The 19,816-nt window shown below is 61.9% G+C and carries 22 protein-coding genes; 6 read left to right on the top strand and 16 right to left on the bottom strand.

Features of this window, described 5'->3' with window-relative positions:
- Positions 1-16 precede the first annotated feature (16 nt).
- Together BMZ70_RS10680 and BMZ70_RS10685 are read left to right on the top strand one after the other, a co-directional pair.
- The gene (locus BMZ70_RS10680) at positions 17-2,143 is read left to right on the top strand and encodes a prolyl oligopeptidase family serine peptidase (RefSeq protein ID WP_092273464.1); all 2,127 of its coding nucleotides are present in this window, start codon (positions 17-19) and stop codon (positions 2,141-2,143) included.
- On the top strand, positions 2,143-4,152 hold the full coding sequence (locus tag BMZ70_RS10685) for a M3 family metallopeptidase (RefSeq protein ID WP_092273467.1): 2,010 nt from the start codon (positions 2,143-2,145) through the stop codon (positions 4,150-4,152). Before BMZ70_RS10680 ends, BMZ70_RS10685 begins: the two co-directional genes overlap by 1 nt.
- On the opposite strand, the gene BMZ70_RS10690 is transcribed toward BMZ70_RS10685, so the two are convergent.
- The 12 genes from BMZ70_RS10690 to BMZ70_RS10745 form a co-directional block, all read right to left on the bottom strand.
- Positions 4,149-4,826: an RNA pseudouridine synthase gene (locus BMZ70_RS10690; protein WP_229205372.1), complete on the bottom strand. Its 678-nt coding sequence runs from the start codon at positions 4,824-4,826 to the stop codon at positions 4,149-4,151. The two genes, BMZ70_RS10685 and BMZ70_RS10690, sit on opposite strands and share 4 nt — an antisense overlap.
- Positions 4,819-5,826, bottom strand: a complete 1,008-nt coding sequence (ltaE, locus tag BMZ70_RS10695) for a low-specificity L-threonine aldolase (protein WP_092273473.1) — start codon at positions 5,824-5,826, stop codon at positions 4,819-4,821. Before ltaE ends, BMZ70_RS10690 begins: the two co-directional genes overlap by 8 nt.
- Complete coding sequence (locus BMZ70_RS10700; RefSeq protein WP_092273476.1) at positions 5,826-6,710, bottom strand: class I SAM-dependent methyltransferase; 885 nt, start codon at positions 6,708-6,710, stop codon at positions 5,826-5,828. Before BMZ70_RS10700 ends, ltaE begins: the two co-directional genes overlap by 1 nt.
- Positions 6,697-6,891 (bottom strand): Fe-S cluster assembly protein IscX, encoded by a 195-nt coding sequence (iscX, locus tag BMZ70_RS10705; RefSeq protein WP_092273480.1) that lies wholly within the window; start codon positions 6,889-6,891, stop codon positions 6,697-6,699. The genes BMZ70_RS10700 and iscX overlap by 14 nt, the downstream gene beginning before the upstream one ends.
- A 1-nt stretch (position 6,892) precedes the next feature.
- Positions 6,893-7,234, bottom strand: coding sequence for an ISC system 2Fe-2S type ferredoxin (gene fdx, locus BMZ70_RS10710; protein WP_092273483.1), 342 nt, complete (start codon positions 7,232-7,234; stop codon positions 6,893-6,895).
- Between the two features lie 19 nt (positions 7,235-7,253).
- A complete protein-coding gene (gene hscA, locus BMZ70_RS10715; protein WP_092273486.1) occupies positions 7,254-9,134 on the bottom strand; it encodes a Fe-S protein assembly chaperone HscA in 1,881 nt (626 codons plus the stop codon).
- Positions 9,135-9,191: 57 nt separating this feature from the next.
- A complete protein-coding gene (gene hscB, locus BMZ70_RS10720; RefSeq protein ID WP_092273489.1) occupies positions 9,192-9,707 on the bottom strand; it encodes a Fe-S protein assembly co-chaperone HscB in 516 nt (171 codons plus the stop codon).
- Between the two features lie 6 nt (positions 9,708-9,713).
- On the bottom strand, positions 9,714-10,037 hold the full coding sequence (iscA, locus tag BMZ70_RS10725; RefSeq protein WP_092273492.1) for an iron-sulfur cluster assembly protein IscA: 324 nt from the start codon (positions 10,035-10,037) through the stop codon (positions 9,714-9,716).
- Between the two features lie 71 nt (positions 10,038-10,108).
- The gene (gene iscU / locus BMZ70_RS10730; RefSeq protein WP_092273495.1) at positions 10,109-10,492 is read right to left on the bottom strand and encodes a Fe-S cluster assembly scaffold IscU; all 384 of its coding nucleotides are present in this window, start codon (positions 10,490-10,492) and stop codon (positions 10,109-10,111) included.
- A 26-nt stretch (positions 10,493-10,518) separates the two neighbouring features.
- Complete coding sequence (locus BMZ70_RS10735) at positions 10,519-11,775, bottom strand: IscS subfamily cysteine desulfurase (protein ID WP_092273498.1); 1,257 nt, start codon at positions 11,773-11,775, stop codon at positions 10,519-10,521.
- Positions 11,776-11,794: 19 nt separating this feature from the next.
- Positions 11,795-12,274, bottom strand: a complete 480-nt coding sequence (gene iscR / locus BMZ70_RS10740) for a Fe-S cluster assembly transcriptional regulator IscR (protein WP_092273501.1) — start codon at positions 12,272-12,274, stop codon at positions 11,795-11,797.
- A 103-nt stretch (positions 12,275-12,377) separates the two neighbouring features.
- Positions 12,378-13,154 (bottom strand): uracil-DNA glycosylase family protein, encoded by a 777-nt coding sequence (locus BMZ70_RS10745; protein WP_092273504.1) that lies wholly within the window; start codon positions 13,152-13,154, stop codon positions 12,378-12,380.
- Between the two features lie 51 nt (positions 13,155-13,205).
- On the opposite strand from BMZ70_RS10745, the gene BMZ70_RS10750 reads away from it, so the two are divergent.
- Positions 13,206-14,213: a S41 family peptidase gene (locus tag BMZ70_RS10750; protein ID WP_165403490.1), complete on the top strand. Its 1,008-nt coding sequence runs from the start codon at positions 13,206-13,208 to the stop codon at positions 14,211-14,213.
- On the opposite strand, the gene maiA is transcribed toward BMZ70_RS10750, so the two are convergent.
- The 3 genes from maiA to BMZ70_RS10765 are packed head-to-tail and all read right to left on the bottom strand — an operon-like array spanning position 14,214 to position 16,407.
- Positions 14,214-14,858: a maleylacetoacetate isomerase gene (gene maiA, locus BMZ70_RS10755; protein WP_092273510.1), complete on the bottom strand. Its 645-nt coding sequence runs from the start codon at positions 14,856-14,858 to the stop codon at positions 14,214-14,216.
- Positions 14,858-15,880 (bottom strand): fumarylacetoacetate hydrolase family protein, encoded by a 1,023-nt coding sequence (locus BMZ70_RS10760; protein ID WP_092273513.1) that lies wholly within the window; start codon positions 15,878-15,880, stop codon positions 14,858-14,860. The genes maiA and BMZ70_RS10760 overlap by 1 nt, the downstream gene beginning before the upstream one ends.
- Positions 15,877-16,407, bottom strand: a complete 531-nt coding sequence (locus tag BMZ70_RS10765; protein ID WP_092273516.1) for a VOC family protein — start codon at positions 16,405-16,407, stop codon at positions 15,877-15,879. The genes BMZ70_RS10760 and BMZ70_RS10765 overlap by 4 nt, the downstream gene beginning before the upstream one ends.
- An 87-nt stretch (positions 16,408-16,494) precedes the next feature.
- Between BMZ70_RS10765 and BMZ70_RS10770 the strand changes: the two genes are divergently transcribed.
- The 3 genes from BMZ70_RS10770 (at position 16,495) to BMZ70_RS10780 (ending at position 18,650) form a co-directional block, all read left to right on the top strand.
- Entirely contained in the window at positions 16,495-17,409 is a 915-nt protein-coding gene (locus tag BMZ70_RS10770; RefSeq protein ID WP_092273519.1) for a LysR family transcriptional regulator, read from the top strand.
- A gap of 80 nt (positions 17,410-17,489) precedes the next feature.
- Positions 17,490-18,056, top strand: a complete 567-nt coding sequence (locus BMZ70_RS10775) for an NAD(P)H-dependent oxidoreductase (RefSeq protein WP_165403489.1) — start codon at positions 17,490-17,492, stop codon at positions 18,054-18,056.
- 30 nt (positions 18,057-18,086) lie between these two features.
- Entirely contained in the window at positions 18,087-18,650 is a 564-nt protein-coding gene (locus BMZ70_RS10780; RefSeq protein WP_092273524.1) for a gamma-glutamylcyclotransferase, read from the top strand.
- Here BMZ70_RS10780 and BMZ70_RS10785 read toward each other — a convergent pair.
- On the bottom strand, positions 18,642-19,799 hold the full coding sequence (locus BMZ70_RS10785; RefSeq protein WP_092273527.1) for a PA0069 family radical SAM protein: 1,158 nt from the start codon (positions 19,797-19,799) through the stop codon (positions 18,642-18,644). The genes BMZ70_RS10780 and BMZ70_RS10785 overlap by 9 nt on opposite strands.
- Positions 19,800-19,816: the final 17 nt, after the last annotated feature.

Genomic DNA, 19,816 nt, shown 5'->3' on the forward strand with positions numbered 1-19,816 from the left:
CCTTGAAGGGACCGAAATGAAACCAGCCATCTACGGAGCGCTGTTTGCGCTCGTTTCCTGCGCGGCCTCCGCCGCCGACATTCCACCCGCTCCCGTCGCCCGCGTCGACAACGTCACCGATACCTACTTCGGCGAGACCATTACCGACCGCTACCGCTGGATGGAGAACGACCAGGATGCGGACTGGCTGCCCTTCCTCAAACAGCAAAGCGCCCACGCCCGCGCCACCCTCGACCAGTTGCCAAAGCGCGATGAAATCCTGAAGCGCATCCAACAGTTGTCCGGTGATATCGCCAATCCGGCCGAGGTGCAAAAGGCCGGCAAGCGCCTGTTCTATCTTCAGCGTCCGGTCGGCTCCAATAACTTCAAGCTGTTCGTGCGCACTGGCGTCCGGGACCGCGTACTGGTCGATCCAACCACGCTCGACACCAAGACCAGCCATGTCTCGCTGGACTGGTGGCGCGCCTCGCCCGATGGCAGCAAACTGGTGTACGGCCTGTCAAAAGACGGCAGCGAAGACTCGGTGCTGCACATCATGGACGTGCGCACCGGCGCAGTGCTGAAAGAGCGCATCGCGGACACGCAAGGCGCCGCTCCAAGCTGGCTGGCCGACAATTCCGGCTTCTTCTACAACCAGCTGACCGGCAAAGTGAACACGCCGGAGCGCTACCTTGATTCGCAAGCACGCTTCCACAAACTGGGCACCGACCCGGCCAAGGATCCAATCGTGATGAAGCGCGGCCTCGACGCCGCCATCCAGTACGACAAAATCCAGTCGCCGCTGGTCATCGCGTCCGCCCACTCGAACGTCGCGGTACTGCTGCTGACCGATGTACGCAAAGAGAAGCGCATCTACACCGCGCCGCTGGCGGAAGTCTTGCGCGGCATCGCCAAATGGAAACAGGTCGCCGACTTTAGCGACGAAGTGACCGACTACAGCCTGCGTGGCTTCGACCTGTACCTGCTATCCAATCACAAGCACCCGCGCGGGCGACTGCTGAAAACCTCCGCGTTGGCACCATCGCTGGCAAGCGCGCAGGAAGTGATTCCGGAATCTTCGCTGGTACTGCAAAGCCTCACGCCCGCCAAGGACGGCTTCTACATCCGCGCGATGGACGGCGGCATCAGCAAGCTGCAACGCCTTAGCCTGGACGGCAAGGTAAGCGATATCGCCCTGCCCTTCGAAGGCACGCTGCGCACGCTCGACACCGACGGCGACGCACCGGGCGCGCTCATCATCTTCACCGGCTGGCTGCAGCCGCTCGGCATCTGGTCGGTGAGCGCGGACGGCAAAGTAACCGACACTGGCATCACACCCAAGCCGGGGATCGACGTCAGCGCCTACACCGCCGAGCGCCGCTTCGCCAGTGCCAAGGATGGCACGCAGATTCCCTACACGCTGATCTACAAAAAAGGCCTGAAACTCGATGGCAAGAACCCCGCCTTCATCCAGGCCTACGGCAGCTACGGCGCCGCCGCCTACACGCCATCGTTCGCCGGGCGCACGCTGGCCCTGGTCGATCAGGGCGCCGTCATCGGCTACGCCAATGTGCGCGGCGGCGGCGAGTTTGGCCGCGAATGGCATCGCGCCGGTCAGCTGGAGAATAAACCGAACACGTGGCGTGACCTGATCGCCGTGTGCGAAGACATGCAGGCCAAGGGCTACACGTCGCCGGCATACCAGGCCATCGGCGGACGTTCGGCCGGCGGCATCACAATGGGCCGCGCGATGGAGGAACGCCCGGACCTGTTTGCGGCCGTGGTGTCCGGCGTCGGCTGGCACAATCCGCTGCGCTACGTGGCGGAGCAAAACGGCTATGGCGAAGAACCTGAATGGGGCGCGATCGCCGATCCGTCCGGCTTCAAAGCGCTGAAGAGCATCGACAGCTACCAGCAGGTGGTGGACGGAGCAAAGTATCCGGCGGTGCTGCTGACCACCGGCGTGACCGATCCGCGCGTGGCACCCTTCCATCCAGCGAAGATGGCCGCGCGCCTGCAAGCGGCGACGGCCAGCGGCAAGCCGGTGTTGTTGCGGGTGGATTTTGACGCTGGCCACGGCATGGGCTCGACGCGCGCGCAACAGGATGTAGAGGCGGCGGATACCTATGCCTTCATCTTGTCACAGACGAAAGGAGCACAATAATGCTAAAGCGCGCCGCACAATTGCTGGTCATCCTGCTGCTGTCTACCGCATCCGCATGGGCAGATCCGTTGCACGCCTGGGTTGCGGGCGACGATCCGGCCGCGCTGGAGAAATGGGTCGATGAACGTCTGGCCTCGCAACAGGCCAGCGTGAGCAAGCTGCTTGCCGCCAAAGGCAAACGCACCATCGCCAACACGCTGCAGCCTTACGACGAGGCGCAGAATCAATTGGCGCTGGCAGCAAACCAAAGCTACATTCTATTTGCGGTCGGCGCCACGCCAGCGCTGCGCGACAAGGCACAAACGCTGGTTCAGAAAGTCACCACCGAACAAACCAGGCTGAATCTGAATCATGGCGTCTATCAGGCGCTGGCCGCCGTGCCATTGCCAGCCAACGACGCCGCCAGCAAACAATACCTGCAACGCACGCTGCTGCTCTATCGCCTGGCCGGCGTCGACAAGGATGAAGCTACGCGCAAGCAAGTACAGGCGCTACAGGACAAGATCATGGAACTGGGCCTGGTGTTTGCCCGTCACGTTCAGGATGGGGAGCAAACCATTACCGCCACCCGCGCGGAACTGGATGGTATGCCGGACGACTTCATCGCCAAACACAAACCGAGCGCTGACGGCACCTACGCCTTGAGCACTGATGAAACGGATAGCACGCCGGTGACCACGTTCGCCAACAGCGCCGATCTGCGCAAGCGCATGTACCTGGCCTACAACACGCGCGCCTACCCGGCCAACAAGCAGGTGTTGCTGGATCTGCTGGGCGCACGCCAGCAGCTGGCAAAACTGCTTGGTTTCCCCTCCTTCGCCGATCTGGCGACGGCGGACCAGTTGATCGGCAGCGCAGACAACGTGCGCAAATTGCTGGAAGAGGTGGAGACGGTGTCGCGCGCGGTCGCAAACCGGGAGTACGCGCAGTTGCTGGCATTTGTGCAGTCGCGCGATCCCTCGGCGACTTCCATCTCGGCAGCTGACACCCGCTACTGGCTGGACCAGTACCGCCGCAGCAAATATTCGTTCGACGCGCAATCAGTTCGTCCTTATTTCGCCTATGACGCAGTGGAACGCGGCATCCTGGATGCTGCGGCCAGGATCTTCCACGTACAGTTCCGCCAGGTGAAAGACGCCAAGACGTGGCATCCATCGGTGACCGTGTTTGACGTGATCGACAACGGCAAAATCGCAGGCCGCATCTACCTCGATATGCACCCGCGCGAGGGCAAGGATAAATGGTTCTCCTCCGCGCCCATAGTGCCGGGCATACGGGGACGCCAGCAGCCTGAAGGTATGTTGATCTGTAATTTCCCGGGCGGTGAAGCAGGCGATCCGGGCCTGATGGTGTACGGCGATGTCATTACCTACTTCCACGAATTCGGCCACCTGATGCACCATATCCTCGGCAGCCAGCAGCGCTGGTCGGCCCAGGGCGGCTTTAACGTGGAAGGCGATTTCGTCGAAGCGCCATCGCAGATGCTGGAGGAATTCTTTGCCAGCTATAAGGTGCTGTCGTCATTCGCCAAGCATTACCAGACCGGCGAAGTGCTGCCTGAAGCGACCATGCGGCGCATGATTGCAGCAGATGCCTATGGGCGCGGCCGCATCATGCGGGGAGACCTCTTCTACAGCTATATGTCGATGAATGTGCATGACCGGCCGGTGGCGGAGGTGGATCTGGACGCCATGCAGCGCCAGATCGCTGAGCGCTACAGCCCAATGAAGTATGTGGACGGCAACCGCATGTACGCCAGCTTCACCCATCTGGTGGGCTACTCGTCCAACTACTACACCTACACGCTGGACAAGGTGATCGCACTGGATTTCTATTCGCGCTTCAATAGCCAGCAGCCGCTGGATGGTTCGATGACAATGGAGTACCGCAAAAGGGTCATCGATCCCGGCGCCAGCAAGCCGGCAGCCCAGTTGGTGAAAGACTTCCTGGGCCGTCCGCAAAGCATGGGCGCCTTAAAGAACTGGCTTGCGCAGGAAGTGAAGGACTAGAAGCGTTCGTAGTCCTGCAGGTAGCGCCATTCGCCTGCAGGAAGGCTGGACATGGAGATGCGGCCGACGCGGATGCGCTTCATGGACACCACTTTCAGGCCCACTTCCTTGCACAGCTTTTCGATCAATCCCAGCTTGGCGTTCTTCATGGCGAAGCGCAGGCGCGTTTCGTTTTGCCAGCTTACTTTGCCGTTGATCTGGTTCAGCTGCTGCAAGCCGCCTTCGATGATCTGGCCGGAGACTTCAACGATGATCTCCTGTTCCAGCGATTCCTCGCTCAGCTTGCGGTTGACGCGGAAGTCTTGCGTGAAGATGACCAGGCCGCTGGCCTTGGCGTCCAGCGGCGCCACTTGCTCCTGCCCCGTGATGTGACGCTTGAGGAAGCGCTTGCCCGGCACCGTGCGCGTGAGCGTGTCAGCGTTCAGCAAGTGCAGCGGTTGCGCAGCGCCCGCAGGCTTGTGCAGCAGGATCGTCACCGGTGTGATTTCCAGCAGCGTGGCGTCTTCAGCGATGGTGATTTTCTGTTCCGGTGCCACACGCGCGCCGACTTCTTCCACGATCTCGCCATCGACGCTGACGAAGCCGCCCTCGATGTACATTTCGGCCTCGCGGCGCGAGCAGCCGCGTTCTTCGGCCACGCGCTTGTTCAGGCGTACGGTATCGTCATTATCCAAAGAAGTCTCCAAACACGGTGATGGCGCGATCGATATCTTCTCGCTTGGCGTCCATATGCGTGACGATGCGCAGGCGCTGCGACATGGAGACGCGGATATGCGTCAACTCCAGCACATCGCCCAAACCCTGCATGACGAACTGCGGAATGTCGACGTAGAAGATGTTGGTCTGCGGCGTACTGACTTTGAGGCCCTTCATCTTCGCCAGTTCGCCGGCGAAGTAAGTGGCGTTGTCGTGGTCTTCCTGCAGGCGTGGAATGTTGTGCTCCAGCGCGTATAAGCCGCCCGCAGCGATCATGCCGGCCTGGCGCATGCCGCCGCCCAGCATCTTGCGCCAACGCTTGGCCTCTTTGATGAATGGCTTGGAGCCCAGCAGGACCGAACCTACCGGCGCGCCGAGGCCTTTCGACAGGCAGACGGAAACCGAGTCAAAGCCTTTAGCGATCTCGCGCGGGCTCACACCCAGCTTGACCATCGCATTGCAAACGCGCGCGCCGTCGAGGTGGGTGGACAGACCGCGATCGTGCGCCAGCGTGGTCGCCTGCTGCACGTACTCCATCGGCAGCACGCGGCCATTGATGGTGTTTTCCAACGCCAGCAGCTTGGTGCGCGCGAAGTGGAAATCGTCCGGCTTGATGTAGGATTCGATGTCGGCCAGCGCGATGCTGCCATCGGCCTGATTGATGATAGGCTGCGGCTGGATACTGCCCAGCACCGCAGCACCACCGCCTTCGTAGCGATAGGTATGCGCTTCCTGGCCGACCAGGTATTCGTCGCCACGGCCGCAGTGCGCCAGCAGCGCGAGCAGATTGCTCTGGGTGCCGGATGGCGCGAACACTGCGTCTTCAAAGCCGAACAAATCGGCGGCATATTCCTGCAGGCGATTGACGGTCGGATCATCGCCGTAGACGTCATCGCCCACTTCAGCGGAGTTCATGGCCGCGCGCATGGCGGCGCTTGGGCGCGTAACGGTGTCGCTACGCAGGTCGAGCCATTCCATCACGCCACCTCTTCTTCAGCGAAGAAACGGGTGTTCATCTCCTGCAGGCCCACGGTCTCCAGCACTTCTTTCAAGCGCTCGGCCGGACGCTTGCGCGGCAGGTTCTTGTAGGTTGCGATGATGAGTTCATTCTTCATCGAGTGCTCCCAACCTACCAGCTCGGTCACTGTGACGTTGTAGCCGTGCGCTTCCAGTTGCAGGCAACGCAGCACGTTGGTGATCTGACTACCGAATTCACGCGTGTGAATCGGGTGACGCCAGATTTCGGTCAGCGCGGATTTGCCCAGCGACTGGCCTTTGTTCTTCTTCAGGACCGAAGCCACTTCGGCCTGGCAGCACGGCACCAGCACGATGTGCTTGGCCTTTTTCTTCAGCGCGAACTGGATGGCGTCATCGGTCGCCGTGTTGCAGGCATGGAGCGCGGTGACGACATCGATCTGCTCCGGCAGCAGCTTCGATTCGGTGGACTCGGCCACCGACAACGGCAGGAAGGACATGCCGGGGAAGTTGAACTTCTGCGCCAGTTCCTGCGAGCGCGCCACCAGCTCTTCGCGCGTCTCGATGCCGTAGATGTGCGAATCCTGCAACGCCTTGAAGAACAAGTCGTAGATGATGAAGCCGAGGTAGGACTTGCCCGCGCCGTGGTCCACCAGCGTGACGCTCTCTTTCGACGCCAGCACTTCCTTCAGCAGCGGCTCAATGAACTGATACAGGTGGTAGACCTGTTTCAGCTTGCGGCGGCTGTCCTGGTTCATCTTGCCGTCACGCGTGAGGATGTGCAGTTCCTGCAGCAGCGCCACGGTCTGGCCTTCACGGATTTCCGGCATGTTGTCGGCGCTGGTGACGGTGGCGCCGATCTTCGCGGCTTGCTTACTTGGCTTCATCGATCCACGCCTGCTGAACTGCTTCGAGGACTTTCTCACCGCCGCGCGTATGGTCGTCGTCGAACTCTTCGAGGTCGACGATCCAGTTATGCAGATCGGTGAAGCGGATGGTAAGCGGATCGATGTCCGGATACTTGTCGTACAGCGCTTCCGCAATCGCGGTGATGTCAGTCCATTTCATATCAGTGGCCGCCTTCGCTAGCGTGATTGATGGTGTACTTTGGAATTTCGATCACGAGGTCTTCTTCCGCCACCACGGCCTGGCACGACAGGCGCGACACGGCTTCCAGGCCCCAGGCTTTGTCCAGCAGGTCTTCTTCGGTTTCGCTGGCTTCGTTCAGCGAATTGAAGCCCTCGCGCACCAGCACGTGGCAGGTGGTGCAAGCGCAGGATTTTTCGCAAGCGTGCTCGATGTGAATGTCATTGTCCAGCATGACGTCGCACAGGGTTTTGCCGGCTGGGGCTTCAACAACAGCGCCGTCCGGGCACAGTTTTGCGTGAGGGAGGAATACGATTTGTGGCATGTGGGCTCTTTTCTAAATATCAGACTACCTGGTCCAGCGATTTGCCGGCCAGTGCGCTGCGCACGCTGCGGTCCATGCGGCGCGATGCAAATTCTTCGGTGCCGTGGGCCAGCGCTTCAACTGCCGCCTTCACAGCCAGATGATCGGCCGCGCCGGTCTGCGATTGCGCGACGATCTCGCGCGTCTTGGCGATCAGCGCATCGACGGCGACACGCTCTTCGTCCGACAGCAGCGCCGCATCTTCGTCCAGCGCCGCTTGAGTCGCCAGCAGGATGCGTTCCGCTTCCACCTGCTCTTCACGCAGTGCACGCGCTTTCATGTCGTCCGCAGCCGAAGCGTGCGAATCCATCAGCATGCGCGCCACGTCGTCGTCACCCAGGCCGTACGATGGCTTGACGGTGATGGAGGCTTCCACGCCCGAACGCAGCTCGCGCGCCGACACGGACAGCAGGCCGTCGGCGTCAACTTGGTAGGTGATGCGGATACGCGCCGCGCCGGCCGCCATCGGCGGAATGCCGCGCAGCTCAAAGCGCGCCAGCGAACGGCAATCGGCCACCAGTTCACGCTCGCCTTGCAGCACGTGCACCGCCAGCGCGGTCTGGCCATCCTTGAAGGTGGTGAACTCCTGCGCACGGGCGCAAGGAATGGTCGAATTGCGCGGGATGATTTTCTCTACCAAACCGCCCATCGTCTCGATGCCCAGCGACAGCGGGATCACGTCCAGCAGCAGCCAGTCATCGCCCGGTGCTCGGTTGCCGGCCAGCAGATTCGCCTGAATCGCAGCGCCCAGCGCCACCACTTTGTCCGGATCGATATTCGCGTGCGGCGTGGTGTGGAAGTATTCGCTCACCGCGCGATGCACGTGCGGCATGCGCGTGGCGCCGCCGACCATGACCACGCCATCGACGTCGTCCGCATCGACATCGGCGTCGCGCAGCGCTTTCTTGATGGCCTTCATGGTCTTTTCGATCAGGTGCCTGGTGATCTCCTGGAACTTCTCGGCGGTGATCGTGATGTGCACTTGCTCGCCCGACTTCAGCGCCGCATCCACGGTCACTTCGGACTTGGTGGACAGCAGTTCCTTGGCTTCGCGCGATTTCACCATCAGCAGCGCGGTGTCTTCGTCCGACAGCGGCGCAAGTTTTTCTTCCTGATGGATGTAGCAGAACAGGCGGTGGTCGAAGTCGTCGCCGCCCAGCGCGGAATCGCCGCCGGTGGACAGTACTTCGAACACGCCCTTGCTCAGACGCAGAATCGAAATATCGAAGGTGCCGCCGCCCAGATCGTAGACTGCGTACACGCCTTCCGAACCGTTATCGAGGCCGTAGGCGATGGCCGCAGCAGTCGGCTCGCTCAGCAGGCGCAGGACATTCAGCCCGGCCAGCTGCGCGGCGTCCTTGGTGGCCTGGCGCTGCGCGTCGTCGAAGTAAGCTGGCACGGTGATGACTGCACCAACCAGATCGTCGCCCAGCGAATCTTCCGCGCGCTGGCGCAGCGTCGCCAAAATTTGCGCCGACACCTCGACCGGGCTTTTCACACCGGCGACGGTTTTCAGCTGGACCATGCCCGGCGTATCGAGGAACTGGTACGGCAGGTTCTCCGCGTAGGCGATATCGGCCAGGCCGCGACCCATGAAGCGCTTCACGGAGACGATGGTGTTTTTCGGATCGGTGGTCTGCGCAGCCTGCGCCTTGTAGCCGATGTTGGCGTGACCGTTGGGCAGGTAGCGCACCACGGACGGCAGCAGCGCGCGGCCGTCTTCGTCGTTCAGCACTTCTGGAATGCTGTTGCGCACAGTCGCCACCAGCGAATTGGTGGTGCCCAGATCGATACCGACCGCCAGACGATGCTGGTGCGGTGCGGTGGACATGCCGGGTTCGGAGATTTGCAGAAGTGCCATGAGACGGGACCTGTATTTTTTGTAGTTCTTAAAGCGCGCGCAGTCTGCGCGCAGGCTTCAAGCTTCGATTGCTTCAAAGGCGAAGCGGACTTCTTCGCCGAATTTTTCGAGGAACATCAGCGCGCGCACGCCTTGGGCGGCGGCGTGGAAATCGCTTGCATCGATCTGCTGTTCGATCTGCGCCAGTTGCTGCTTGCGCGCCTTGCGCAGCTGGTCGTCCAGCGCTTCCAGCGCATCGCTATCCTTGGCCGCGCGGGCGTCGCCCAGCTCTTCACGCCATTCCATCTGCTGCATCAGGAAGGCCATCGGCATGGCCGTATTCGACTCGGTCTGCAAATCGACGCCATTCAGCTCGCACAGGTATTGCGCGCGCTTCTGCGGATTTTTCAGGGTCTGGTAGGCTTCGTTGGCGCGGGTGGCCCACTGCATGGCGACGCGCTTTTCGGCGTCGGTGGCGCTGACGAATTTGTCGGGATGGACGCGGCTTTGCACGTCGCGGTAGGCGCTGTCGAGCGCCGCCGCGTCTACGGCAAACTGCTTGGGCAGGTTGAAGAGTTCAAAGTGATTCTGCATGACGTGTCAGACGCGGAAGCTTTCACCGCAACCGCAAGCGTCTTTCTCGTTCGGGTTGTTGAACTTGAAGCCCTCGTTCAGGCCTTCGCGTGCGAAGTCCAGTTCCGTGCCGTCGATGTACGGCAGGCTTTTCGGATCGACGAACACTTTCACGCCGTGCGATTCGAACACGCTGTCTTCGTCGGTCACTTCGTCGACGTATTCCAGCTTGTAGGCCATGCCCGAGCAGCCGGTGGTGCGCACGCCAAAACGCAAACCGATGCCCTTGCCGCGGCGCTCGATGTAGCGGTTGATGTGTTTAGCTGCTTTTTCGGTCAGGGTGATTGCCATGTGATTCTCCGTTGTCGTTCCGGCGTAAGCCGGAACCCAATTGGATTCCGGCCTGCGCCGGAATGACGGTTTTACGCTGCGTGCTTGGTCTGGTAGTCCAGAACAGCTGCCTTGATGGCGTCTTCCGCCAGGATCGAGCAGTGAATTTTCACTGGCGGCAGCGCCAGTTCTTCAGCGATCTGGGTGTTCTTGATGGCCAGCGCCTGGTCCAGGGTTTTGCCCTTGACCCATTCGGTCACCAGCGAGCTGGAAGCGATCGCCGAGCCGCAGCCGTAGGTTTTGAATTTAGCGTCTTCGATCACGCCATCCGCGCCCACTTTGATTTGCAGCTTCATCACGTCGCCGCAAGCTGGTGCGCCGACCATGCCGGTACCTACGCTGTCGTCGCCTTTTTCAAACGCGCCGACGTTACGTGGGTTTTCGTAGTGGTCCAGTACTTTTTCCGAGTAAGCCATTTTGATGCTCCTGTATCTTTAAGAATTTAGTGGGCTGCCCATTGGATCGAGCTGATGTCGATACCTTCTTTGAACATATCCCACAGTGGCGACAGTTCGCGCAGTTTGCCGACCTTGGACTTCATCAGTTCAATCGCGAAATCGATATCGGCTTCGGTGGTGAAGCGGCCGATGGTGAAACGGATAGAGCTGTGCGCCAGTTCGTCGCTGCGGCCCAGGGCGCGCAGTACGTAAGATGGTTCCAGCGAAGCCGAAGTGCAAGCGGAGCCCGACGATACCGCCAAGTCTTTCACCGCCATGATCAGCGATTCGCCCTCAACGTAGTTGAAGCTCACGTTCAGGTTGTGCGGCACACGGTGTTCCATGTCGCCGTTGATGTAGGTCTCTTCGATTTCCTGCAGGCCTTTGGCCAGACGGTCGCGCAGCGCTTTGATGCGGGCGATTTCGGTGTCCATTTCGACCTTGGCCAGGCGGAATGCTTCGCCCATGCCGACGATCTGGTGGGTTGGCAGCGTGCCCGAACGCAGGCCGCGCTCGTGGCCACCGCCATGCATTTGTGCTTCGATACGCACGCGCGGCTTGCGGCAGACGTACAGCGCGCCCACGCCTTTCGGGCCGTAGGTTTTGTGCGCGGTGAAGGTCATCAGGTCGACCTTGGTCTTTTGCAGGTCGATCACCACTTTGCCGGTCGCTTGGGCGGCGTCGCAGTGGAAGATGATGCCTTTCGAGCGGCACAGCGCGCCGATTTCGTCGATCGGCTGGATCACGCCGATCTCGTTATTCACCAGCATGACCGAGATCAGGATGGTGTCCGGACGGATGGCGGCGGTCAGCTGTTCGATGGTGATCAGGCCATTGTCCTGCGGTTCCAGGTAGGTCGCTTCAAAGCCCTGGCGTTCCAGTTCACGCACGGTATCCAGCACGGCTTTGTGCTCGGTCTTGACCGTGATGATGTGCTTACCCTTGGTTTTGTAAAACTGCGCCGCGCCCTTGATGGCGAGGTTGTTCGATTCGGTGGCGCCCGAGGTCCAGATGATTTCGCGCGGGTCGGCATTGACCAGCGCCGCCACGTTGGCGCGCGCCTCTTCCACCGCTTTCTCTGCGGTCCAGCCGTACATGTGGCTGCGCGAGGCCGGATTGCCGAACTGCTCGCGCAGGTATGGAATCATCGCATCGGCGACGCGCGGATCGATCGGCGTGGTGGCCGAGTAGTCCATATAGATCGGGAAATGCGGCGCGGTCTGGAATTTCACGTCAGCGATGTTTTTTTCTGGGGCGTTCATCTGGTTACTCCGTTAGGGCTTACAGCGCTGCGTGGTTGCCGTTGCGAGGCAGGGCCACCACGTTTTGCTCAGCGTTCTTCTGCTTTTGTTGATCGACCAGATCCTGCAGCGATACGGAATCCAGATAATCAACCATCTTTTCATTCAGCGTGGCCCACAGTTCATGGGTCATGCAGCGCGCGCCACTGGCCGCATCGGCGCCGTGGCAGTTTTCCTTGCCGCCGCACTGGGTCGCATCAAGCGGCTCATCCACGGCGATGATGATGTCAGCCACGGTGACCTTGTCGGCGCGGCGCGCCAGACTGTAGCCACCGCCCGGGCCACGGATCGATTCGACGATCTCGTGACGGCGCAGCTTGCCAAACAGCTGCTCCAGGTAGGACAGCGAAATCGCCTGACGCTGGCTGATGCCGGACAGCGTGACTGGACCTTTGCCTTGGCGCAAAGCCAGATCGATCATCGCAGTCACAGCAAAACGGCCTTTGGTGGTCAGACGCATCACTACCTCGGTTGGGTTAAAATATCGACCTTCTCGCTCATCACTAAGCCTGATTAGTTGATCGAATTAGTCAAGTATACCAAACTTTAACAAAGCTTGCTGGCTAGCCCCTCAGCAACTGCATGGGCTGGAACAGTGTGTGCATATCCTTATTACCAATGAAGCTAAGGTTGTAAGGGTGCTCGGCCTTGACTTGAGGGAAATCTTTCATCACTGGCAACTTGGCCAGCAGTTCCGCGATTTTTCCCCACAGCACCATCGTCGGCACGGTCGTCGCTTGCGCAGCCAGGCCTGCCATTACGGTTTCGAAGAACGGCAGCCATGCTTTGGCATCTTTCACCGGGGCCACGTGGCTGCGGAACACCAGCGAGGCGTTCAGCAGCAGGAAGCCCTGCTCGGTCAGCTTGCGCTGCATGTCGGCCAGCGTCAGGATGTGGCTGCCGGCGCCGCTACGGGCCTGCGCTGACACGGCCGCCATCGCTTCGCCGGCGGTGTTTTCCAGCTGCAGTTGGCCATCGGCCACCAGCAGCATCTTCATGAAGTTGCGCAGCGAGGTGGCTTTGTTGACCGGCTTGGACAAGCCACCGCCCGCCTCCTCCGACCACAGGCTGCCGACGGCCCCATCCATAAAGCAGACACCGGTTGCGCTTTCTGCTCGCGGATATGGTCCTTCGCCCATTAGTACATACTTCACCTTATTGAGCGGCAGTGCGAACGCGGCAAACAGGCGCTGTTCGGTCGGCAGGTATTGGTCTTGCGCCAGTTGCGGCAGATAGTCCGGCGTGGCCGCCATAATGGCTTCCAGCCCCTTGACCAGCAGCGGGCGCCAGGATGCGTCGGCGCGGTCCAGCGCCTCCAGGATCGTGCTCGGGATCGTCATTGAAGAAAAAGCTTTCGGGGAAAGGTAAGATTGTAACTTATGGGGAAAGATTTGAAACGCTGGATCGCTGCTGCCGCCCTCGCCGCGCTTGGCGCCTCTACGGCGAGCGCGCAGGCGCAGATGCTGGACGAGCCGCTCGATGCGCCGGCCCGCGCGCATGTGGTCAATGAGTATGCGCGCCGGCTGACCGCGCTGCACGTCGATCCGGCACGTGCCAAGGCCGCCGCCGACGATCTGCGCCAGCGGCTGGCGCGTGGCGAGTACGACCGCGATACCACGGCACGTGCGCTGGCGACCCGCGTGTCGCGCGACGTTGCCGCCGTCATGGGCGACAAGCATACCTACCTCGAATACGTGCCCTACGACCTGGGCGACGATCGCCAGCGTCCGCAGCCGCCATCGCAGGCGGCCGATAACTACGGCCTCGGCAAATTTGAAACGCGCGGCGACAACATCGGCTATCTGCAGATCACCCGCTTCGCGCCACTGGACCGGGGCGCCGGCGAGGCCGCTGCCCGCTTCATGGCGCAAGCGGCGGACTGCGCCGCACTCATCGTCGACCTGCGCGACGCCAACGGCGACGGCCAGGCGATGGCGGCGCTGCTATCCAGCTATCTGCTGGAAGACAAGCGCAGTTACTTCTTCAAAGACAAGCAGTTGCACTTGCACGACCAGCTCGACCGCGACGGCAAGGTGGTGGCGGAGTTCTGGACCAGCACCGACGCGCCCGGCAAGCGCTTCGGCGGCAAGAAACCGCTATACCTGCTGGTCAACGAGCGCACCCGTGGCGCGGCCGAAGCCTTCGCCTACGATTTGCAGCAGTATGTGAAGCGTGCCGTGGTGGTGGGCGCGCCGACCTTGGGCGATGCGCGGAGCGGCGCCAAGCAGCGCGTGTCGCGCCAGTTGCAAACCTCGATCGCGGTCACGCGCGCCAGCAACGTCATCACGCGAGCCAACTGGGAAGGTGCCGGCGTCCAGCCGGACAAGATGGTGATGCCGGAGGATGCGCTGGAGGCGGCGCAGGCACTGGCCCAGGCCGCGCTCAAGCCAAAAAAATAGTTATTCGGCGTCAGGCTGCTGCGACGGGTGCGCCTGCTGGAAGGCCGGCAGCTCGCTACACGCGGCGTGGATGCGCATCACGGTCGGATAGGCCGAGGTGTCGACATTAAAGCGCTGCGCGTTGAACACTTGCGGCACCAGGCAGCAATCGGCCAGCGTCGGCGTATCGCCGTGGCAGTAGCGGCCGGTGCGCGGGTCGTTGGCCAGCAAGGACTCCAGCGTTTGCAGCCCGCTGCGCAGCCAGTGCTGCTGCCAGCCCAGCTTCACCTCTTCCGCCACGCCAATCTGGCCGGTCAGATACTTCAGCACGCGCAGATTGCCCAGCGGGTGGGCATCGGCCGCGATGCTCAACGCCATCGCACGCACGCGGGCGCGGCCCGCCGGGTCTTGCGGCAGCAGCGGCGCTTGCGTGTGCGTCTCTTCCAGATATTCGATGATGGCCAGCGACTGGCCGATCACGTTGCCGTCATCTTCCAGCGCCGGCAGCAGCGCGGCTGGATTGACGGCGCGGTAGGCATCGGCCAGCTGCTCGCCGCCATTGCGCAGCAGGTGCACCGGCACGGCATCGTAGGCGATGCCTTTCAGGTTGAGCGCAATCCGCACGCGATACGCGGCGGAGCTGCGGAAGTAGGTGTAGAGCTTCATCAGCCGCGCTCCTTGTAGTGCGTGACGGTTTGCTCGATGGCGCCGAAGATGCTGGCGCCGTTTTGGTCGTTCATCTCGATGCGCACGCTGTCGCCGAACTTGAGGAACGGCGTTTGCGGCTTGCCGCTCTCGATGGTCTCGTACATGCGCACTTCGGCCAGGCAGCAGTAGCCCACGCCGCCATTGGCGATGCTCGATCCATGCAGGCTGCCCTGCTTGTTCGACACAGTGCCGGAGCCGATGATCGCACCCGCACCCAGCTCGCGCGTGGCGGCGGCATGCGCCACCAGTTGCGCGAAGTTGAAGGTCATGTCTTCACCGGCGTTCGGCTTGCCGAACGGTTGCTGGTTCAACTGCACCAGCAGCGGCAGGTGCACCTTGCTGTCGGCCCATTGCGCGCCCAGTTCATCCGGCGTCACTGCCACCGGCGAGAAAGCGCTGGCAGGCTTGGACTGGAAGAAGCCGAAGCCCTTCGCCAGTTCATTCGGAATCAGGTTGCGCAGCGAGACATCGTTGACCAGCATGACCAGGCGGATGGCTTTCGCCGCTTCTTCCGGCGTGGCGCCCATGCGCACGTCGCCGGTAATGACCGCCACTTCGGCTTCGAGGTCGATGCCCCAGTCTTCGGTCAGCACGAAAATCGGATCGCGCGGGCCAACGAAACTATCGGAGCCGCCTTGGTACATCAGCGGATCGGTGTAGAACGAGGCCGGCACGTCGGCGTTACGCGCCTTGCGCACCAGCTCCACGTGGTTGATGTAGGCCGAACCGTCGGCCCACTGGTAGGCGCGCGGCAGCGGCGAGTGGCAGTACTGCTGGTCGAACGGCTTGGCGTCGACCGCGTCGCCGGCGTTCAGCGCGGCGTAGACGGCTTCCAGGCGCGGAGCGACCAATTCCCAGTTGTCCAATGCGTGCTGCAGGGTGGCCGAGATTTTCGGCACATGCTGGTAGTGCGACAGGTCGCGGCTGACCACCACCAGGCGGCCATCGCGGCTGCCGTCTTTCAGGGTCGCGAGCTTCATGCTTCACCTCCGTGCATCCACGCTGCGTGCTTGGGTGCTTTCTTCGTTTGCGCCCATTCTTCCAGCATCTCCCATTTGACGTCGTCCAGCTTCTGCATCATTTCCGGCGTACCGGTGTTGCAGGCCAGTTCGAGGCGGTGGCCGTTCGGGTCGAAGAAGTAGATCGACTTGAAGATGGTGTGATTGACCGGGCCGATGACGTCGATGCCGCCGGCGACCAGGCGCTCCTTGGCGGCCAGCAGTTCGTCCATGCTGGCCACTTCCATCGCCAGATGCTGCACCCATGCCGGGGTGTTGTGGTCGCGATCCATCGGCGCTTGCGTCGGCAGTTCGAAGAAGGCCAGCACGTTACCGTTGCCGGCGTCCAGGAACACGTGCATGTACGGGTCCGGCGCCTTGGTGGACGGCACTTCGTTTTCGGCGATGGCCAGCACGAAGTTCATGTTCAGGTGTTTCACGTACCACTCGACGGTTTCTTTCGCGTCTTTGCAGCGGTAGGCGACGTGGTGAATTTGCTTGATTTTCATAGGTGTCTCCAACTCGATTCCATCATTAGATGACAGTTTCAGATATCATACAAATCGTATTTATCTTCTTATTTATCAGAATTTCCAATGAATCCCAGCCTGCGGCAAATGCGCGCCCTGGTGGCGCTGGCCAAGACCGGCAGCTTTACGCTGGCCGCCGACCATCTGAACGTGACCCAATCGGCCCTCAGCGGCCAGATCAAAGAGCTGGAACAGCTATTGGGCATGCGTGTGGTCGAGCGTACCACGCGCAAGACCCAGCTATCCGAGCTGGGACGCGAACTGTATCCGCTGTTCGACAAGATGCTGCACGACCTCGACCGCGCAATGGCCGATATCGCCAGCCGCAAGGCGCTCAAGCAAGGCTCGGTGCGGGTGGCGGCGCCGCAAATGCTCTCCTGCACCATGCTGCCGGAAGTGATCGCCGCCTACCGGGCGCGCCACCCCGAGGTGCAGGTGCGGCTGACCGACTGCCCGCTGGAGCAGGTGTCGGCGCGCGTGTTCAGCGGCGAGGTCGACTTCGGCATCGGCCCTGAGCGCGACGCCACCGCCGAAATCGAAGCCCAGCCGCTGTTTGAAATGCCGTTCGTGGTGGTCTACCCGGACGGCCACGAACTCGACAAGCGCAAGCGCATCAGCTGGAGCGACGTCAACCGCTACCCGTTCATCTCGCTCCAAGGCCAGTTCACCGAACGCCTGCTGCGCGACGTGCACGTGTCGTTCCGCGAACTGTCGCGCAGCCCGCACAACGAAGTCACCTTCATGACCACCGCGCTGGCGATGGTGCATGCAGGCCAGGGCATTACGGTGTGCCTGCCCTACGCCGAGAAAATGGTGCAGCTGTACGGCCTGAAAATGCGGCCGCTGGAAGCGCCGGCCGTGACGCGTCGCTTCTTCGTCTACACCCGCAGCGTGCGTGCGCTGTCCCCGGCAGCTGACAGTTTCGTGACTTTTTTGCACGAGTTTGTGGCAGCGCATGAGTGGAACATGCCGCTGTCGTAGTTACACTTTATTTCAAATAGGAAAACATAATTGCCATAAATCCATTGTGGTGAATGTATCGCATTGTGTATCCTTCATTGATGAACATTCTGCACATCGATTCCTGCGCCCTCGGCGACCACTCCGCTTCGCGCCAGACCACCGCCGCCACGGTAGCCGCCCTGACAGCTGCCAACGAGCACGCCACCGTCCTCTACCGCGACCTTGCGGCCTCCCCGCTGTCGCACGCCAGCGGCCCGCTGCTGCAAGTCATCAGCCAATGCTGGGATAACGATATCCCCATGAACGCCGAACTGCGCGCCGAAGCACTGCAAGCGGCCTCCCTGCTGCAGGAGTTCCACGACGCCGACGTGGTGGTGCTGGGCGCTCCCATGTACAACTTCTCCGCGCCGTCGACGCTGAAGGCCTGGATGGACCGCCTGCTGCAATTGCAGCACGCCACCCCGGCCGAGGCCAGCCGCGCCCCCCGCCTGCTGCTGGTCACGTCCAGCTGCGGCGTGATGGGCGTCGCGCCAGCAGAAGAGCTGATGCGCAACCACGAAAGCCAGCTCACCGCCGCCTTCCAGTTCATGGGCGTACGCCACGTCGACGTGGTGCGCGACCTCGCCGGCCTGCAGCAAGCGCTGGCCTTCAAGCAAGCTGCTTGATAGCGCTATCGCCGTTTATAATGCAGCATCATGACTGCGAACACCATCGCCATCAACCAACAGATGGACAAGTTTGATGGCCATCACAGCGTCTGGCTGTTTGGCTACGGCTCCTTGATCTACAAGGCGGACTTCCCCTACCTGCAACGCCGCCCGGCCAGCATTGCCGGCTGGACCCGGCGTTTCTGGCAAGGCTCGCACGACCATCGCGGCACGCCGGAAGCGCCGGGCCGCGTGGTCACGCTGATCGAAGAGGCAGGCGCCGTCTGCCACGGCATGGCTTACCTGATCACGCCGGAGGTGTTCGCCCATCTCGACCACCGCGAAAAAAACGGCTACCTGCGCCTGCCCATCGCCATCGCGTTTGAAGACGACGACGAGGTCGAAGGCCTGGTCTACATCGCCACGCCGGACAACACCGCCTTCCTCGGCGCCGCCTCCGAACTGGAAATCGCCGCCCACATCGCCCGCTCCGCCGGACCGAGCGGACCGAACAGCGACTACCTCAACCACCTCGCCCATGCCCTGCGCGAACTGGGCCGCCACGACCAGCACGTGTTCGAGATCGAGCGCCACCTGGCCGCGCTAAAATAAATCCAGCTGTCCCGCGTCGGCCGCAGCCTTGGCGCGCGCACCCAGTGGCGGCACCACCAGCGGCCGCGTGAACTGAGAGCAGTCCATGCGGTGGAAGCGGCTGCCGTGGCCCGTCAGCCCCAATCGCTCGCTGGCGATTTTCACGCGCTGGCGGATCAGCTCGGCCCACACGCCCTCGCCTTTCATGCGAGTGGCGAAATCGCTGTCGTAGTCTTTACCACCGCGCATTTCACGCACACGGTTCATCACGCGCTGGGCGCGCTCCGGAAAATGCGCCTGCAGCCATTCCTTGAACAGCGGGGCCACTTCCCACGGCAGGCGCAACACGGTGTAGTGGGCGCTGACTGCACCGGCCTCATGCACCGCTTCCAATATCCGCTCGATCTCCGGCTCGGTCACGAACGGGATGATGGGCGCGATGCTCACCGCCACCGGGATGCCGGCCTCGGTCAGCGTGCGGATGGTGCGCAGGCGGCGCGCGGGCGATGTGGCGCGCGGCTCCAGCGTGCGGGCGATGGCAGGGTCCAGCGTGGTCAGCGTGATGGCCACGCCGGCTTGCTGCCTGGCCGCCATCGGCGCCAGGATGTCGATGTCGCGCTCGATCAGCGAAGACTTGGTGATCAGGCCCACCGGGTGCTGGCATTCCTGCAGCACTTCCAGCACCCGGCGCGTGAGCTTGAGTTCGCGCTCGCAGGGCTGATAGGCGTCCGTGTTGACGCCCAGCGCGATCGACACTGGCTCGTAGCCGGGCTTGGCCAGTTCGCGTCGCAGCATCTCCGGCGCGTTGACCTTGGCGAAGATTTTGCTCTCGAAGTCCATGCCCGGCGATAGTCCGAGATAGCTGTGCGTAGGCCGCGCAAAACAGTAGATACAGCCATGCTCGCAGCCGCGATACGGATTGAGCGAGACGCTGAACGGCAAATCCGGCGAGGCGTTGCGGCTCAAAATGGAGCGGCAGATTTCCTCGGTCACTTGCGTTTTCCACGGCTTGGCCTCCTCTTCCTCGCGCTCCCAGCCGTCGTCGTAGGCCTCGCGCGCGTTCAATTCGTAACGACCCTGTATATTGGAGACCGCGCCACGCCCTTTTTGCGCCTTGAGCGAGGGCGGCGGCAACATCACCTGCTCTTGATTGTTTTCATCGTGGGACATGGCACACCCAAATACTG

The sequence above is a fragment of the Duganella sp. CF402 genome (assembly GCF_900109645.1).
Classification (GTDB): domain Bacteria; phylum Pseudomonadota; class Gammaproteobacteria; order Burkholderiales; family Burkholderiaceae_D; genus Rugamonas.

Coding starts and splice junctions, on each gene's coding strand:
- BMZ70_RS10780 (WP_092273524.1), top strand. CDS start 18,087: ATGACTGCGAACACCATCGCCATCAACCAACAGATGGACAAGTTTGAT.
- BMZ70_RS10765 (WP_092273516.1), bottom strand. CDS start 16,407: ATGAAAATCAAGCAAATTCACCACGTCGCCTACCGCTGCAAAGACGCG.
- hscA (WP_092273486.1), bottom strand. CDS start 9,134: ATGGCACTTCTGCAAATCTCCGAACCCGGCATGTCCACCGCACCGCAC.
- maiA (WP_092273510.1), bottom strand. CDS start 14,858: ATGAAGCTCTACACCTACTTCCGCAGCTCCGCCGCGTATCGCGTGCGG.
- iscU (WP_092273495.1), bottom strand. CDS start 10,492: ATGGCTTACTCGGAAAAAGTACTGGACCACTACGAAAACCCACGTAAC.
- iscR (WP_092273501.1), bottom strand. CDS start 12,274: ATGCGTCTGACCACCAAAGGCCGTTTTGCTGTGACTGCGATGATCGAT.
- BMZ70_RS10735 (WP_092273498.1), bottom strand. CDS start 11,775: ATGAACGCCCCAGAAAAAAACATCGCTGACGTGAAATTCCAGACCGCG.
- hscB (WP_092273489.1), bottom strand. CDS start 9,707: ATGCAGAATCACTTTGAACTCTTCAACCTGCCCAAGCAGTTTGCCGTA.
- BMZ70_RS10685 (WP_092273467.1), top strand. CDS start 2,143: ATGCTAAAGCGCGCCGCACAATTGCTGGTCATCCTGCTGCTGTCTACC.
- BMZ70_RS10775 (WP_165403489.1), top strand. CDS start 17,490: ATGAACATTCTGCACATCGATTCCTGCGCCCTCGGCGACCACTCCGCT.
- BMZ70_RS10680 (WP_092273464.1), top strand. CDS start 17: ATGAAACCAGCCATCTACGGAGCGCTGTTTGCGCTCGTTTCCTGCGCG.
- BMZ70_RS10760 (WP_092273513.1), bottom strand. CDS start 15,880: ATGAAGCTCGCGACCCTGAAAGACGGCAGCCGCGATGGCCGCCTGGTG.
- BMZ70_RS10770 (WP_092273519.1), top strand. CDS start 16,495: ATGAATCCCAGCCTGCGGCAAATGCGCGCCCTGGTGGCGCTGGCCAAG.
- ltaE (WP_092273473.1), bottom strand. CDS start 5,826: ATGGAATGGCTCGACCTGCGTAGCGACACCGTTACGCGCCCAAGCGCC.
- BMZ70_RS10785 (WP_092273527.1), bottom strand. CDS start 19,799: ATGTCCCACGATGAAAACAATCAAGAGCAGGTGATGTTGCCGCCGCCC.
- BMZ70_RS10700 (WP_092273476.1), bottom strand. CDS start 6,710: ATGAAGCCAAGTAAGCAAGCCGCGAAGATCGGCGCCACCGTCACCAGC.
- iscX (WP_092273480.1), bottom strand. CDS start 6,891: ATGAAATGGACTGACATCACCGCGATTGCGGAAGCGCTGTACGACAAG.
- iscA (WP_092273492.1), bottom strand. CDS start 10,037: ATGGCAATCACCCTGACCGAAAAAGCAGCTAAACACATCAACCGCTAC.
- fdx (WP_092273483.1), bottom strand. CDS start 7,234: ATGCCACAAATCGTATTCCTCCCTCACGCAAAACTGTGCCCGGACGGC.
- BMZ70_RS10745 (WP_092273504.1), bottom strand. CDS start 13,154: ATGACGATCCCGAGCACGATCCTGGAGGCGCTGGACCGCGCCGACGCA.